This is a genomic window from Methylophilus sp. OH31, from assembly GCF_000576615.1.
Taxonomy (GTDB): Bacteria; Pseudomonadota; Gammaproteobacteria; order Burkholderiales; family Methylophilaceae; genus Methylophilus.
Window position 1 is genome coordinate 1 of record NZ_BAUS01000013.1, and the last position, 2,788, is coordinate 2,788.

General features: G+C 48.8%; 2 protein-coding genes. Both read left to right on the top strand.

Going from position 1 to position 2,788, the window contains the following annotated elements; all coding sequences use genetic code 11:
• A partial coding sequence (locus OH31_RS14535; protein ID WP_036299421.1) for a methyl-accepting chemotaxis protein occupies window positions 1–665 on the top strand: 665 nt, incomplete at its 5' end.
• A 184-nt stretch (window positions 666–849) separates the two neighbouring features.
• The coding region (locus OH31_RS14270; RefSeq protein ID WP_024931259.1) for an MCP four helix bundle domain-containing protein at window positions 850–2,788 on the top strand (1,939 nt) is incomplete at its 3' end.

Here is a 2,788-nt window from a genome sequence, read left to right on the forward strand (position 1 = left end):
TGATTGACGGTATTGCGTTCCAGACCAACATCCTGGCGTTGAACGCAGCGGTAGAAGCAGCAAGAGCGGGTGAGCAGGGCCGTGGCTTTGCGGTCGTAGCGGGTGAAGTACGTAACCTGGCCCAACGCTCAGCGAGTGCAGCGAAAGAGATTAAAGAGCTGATCACTGACTCTGTGAATAAAACCACAGAAGGGACCAAGCTGGTAGAGAATGCAGGTAACACCATGGACGAAGTAGTATCTTCAGTACAACGTGTGGCCGACATCATCAGCGAGATCTCTGCGGCGTCTACCGAGCAAACGACGGGTATTGATCAAGTGAACCAGGCTGTGACCAGCATGGATGAAACCACGCAGCAGAATGCGGCCTTGGTAGAAGAGGCAGCTGCGGCAGCTGAATCCTTGGTCGATCAGGCCAACCAATTGGCCGATGCGATCAGCCAGTTTAAACTCGAGGGCCGTGTCGGCGGTGGTTTTGGCCACAGCAGTCAATCGGGCGGGTTTAAAGCCAGCACCCATACCCATGCGGCACCACCGCCAGTGTCTAGTAGCTTCGGCGGCGGATCGTCCGGGCGACCCGTGGCGGCCCCCAAACCGCATGCGACGCCAGCGCCTAAGATCTCTGCCAAAACTGGCACCGATGATAGTGATTGGGAAGAGTTTTAACTAGGTTCAATATTAAAAACCGGCTGCTTATTCAGCCGGTTTTTTTATGATGTAAGCATGAATAAGACAGTAATTCCCCGTTTTATTTCCACATATCATTTGGACCGATTTTGTCATAATCAGAGGGTGAAAAAGTAATTTTTAACTCTATATTTATCCAGCTGTATTTATCTAGGAATCCATGATGACAATTGCAAAACGCATGTATCTTTTGATTGCCACTTGCGCGTTAGCGATGGTGGTTCTTATCGGGGTCACTTTAAATGAAATCGTTAAAGTGTATGACACGACCAATCAGGCCAACGTCAATACCATCCCCAGTATTCTTGAACTGTCCAAAGCGCAAAACTACTATCAAAGATTGCGCCTGAATGTGTTGCGCCACGTGAGCGTGACCACGCCTGCCGAGAAAGACAAACTGGCCGCGCAAATTCAGGACCGTAAAAAGATTGTCGAGGAATCCCTGACGCATTACCAGGACCTGGTGTCTAGCGACCAAGACCAGGCATTGCTCTCCGCTGAAAAAGAGATGCTGAACCGCTACTTTGTACAAATGACAGCGGTATTGCGTTTGTCAGAAGTGAGTGCCCCTGAAGCACCAGAGGCCTTAAAACAGGCCGATAAATTGGCGATTGAAGTCGCCGATAAACTGGACGAGCATATGGTTTACAACCAGAAAACCAGTCTGGAGCTTGCTGCGCATGCCGCCAGCATCAAACAGAGTGCTGTATGGCAATCCTCAGCGATCGCTTTACTGTGTTTGGCTGCGATTGTGGCATTTGGCATGTTGATTACTAAACGCCTGCGTGCACAACTTGGCGTAGAGCCGGGTGAGTTGAGCCAGATTGCCCACAACTTGGTTGAGGGTAACTTGAACCAGAAAATCAAGCTGGCAGAAAACGATAAATCCAGTGTTGCCTATTCTATTGTTGGTTTGCAACGCACACTGGACGGCTTGGTGCAATCCTTGAATTACGTGAGCCAACAGCATGATGAAGGCGATATTGATTGCAATGTTGATCAAACACGCTTTAAAGGTGGCTACTCTGAAATGGCCGCAGGCATCAATAAAATGGTGGCTGGCCATATTGCAATGAACCGCAGTGCCATTGAAGTAGTAAAAGCATTTGGTGAAGGTAATCTGGACGTACCACTACAGAAATTCCCAGGTAAAAAAGCGTTTGTGAATGAAGCGATTGAGCAAGTGCGTAGCAACATCAAGCGTCTGGTGAGTGATACTGACGAACTGGCACATGCAGCCGTTCAAGGTCACTTGTCTACACGTGCTGATGCTGGCCAGCATCAGGGTGATTTCCGTAAGATTGTGCAAGGTGTGAATGACACACTGGACGCCGTTATTAACCCCTTAAGTGTTGCCGCTAAATATGTAGCAGATATTTCACAGGGGCGTATTCCAGCCAAGATTACAGATGAATACAAAGGCGAATTTAATACGATTAAAGACAATTTGAATCATTGTATTGATGCGGTCAATGCACTGGTGACCGATGCCAACATGCTGTCAAAAGCAGCTGTGGATGGCCAGCTGTCTACGCGTGCTGATGCCGCCAAACACAATGGCGATTTCCGCAAGATTGTTGAAGGCGTGAATAACACCCTGGACTCTGTGATTGGTCCTCTGAATGTGGCGGCAAATTATGTTGACCGTATCTCTAAAGGCGATATTCCAGAGCGCATTAGCCAGCACTACAGTGGTGATTTCAATGAAATTAAAAACAACCTCAACACTTGTATCGACGCCGTCAATATGTTGGTTGCTGACGCCGATCAATTGACTGAGGCTGCCAAAGAAGGCCGCATTACGGTGCGAGCCGATGTGGATAAACACAATGGTGATTTCCGCAAGATTATCGAAGGTGTGAACAACACCCTGGATATGATCGTAGAACCGATTATTGCAGTATCAGAAGCGGTTGAAACGATTACTACCGCAGCGAATGAAATCTCCAGTGGTAACTCTGACTTGTCAGCGCGTACCGAGCAACAGGCATCCAGCCTGGAGCAAACCGCGGCGAGCATGGAAGAGTTAGCCTCTACCGTGAAACAAAACGCTGAGAACGCCAAACAGGCGAACCAGCTGGCACTGACTGCTTCAGGTGTTG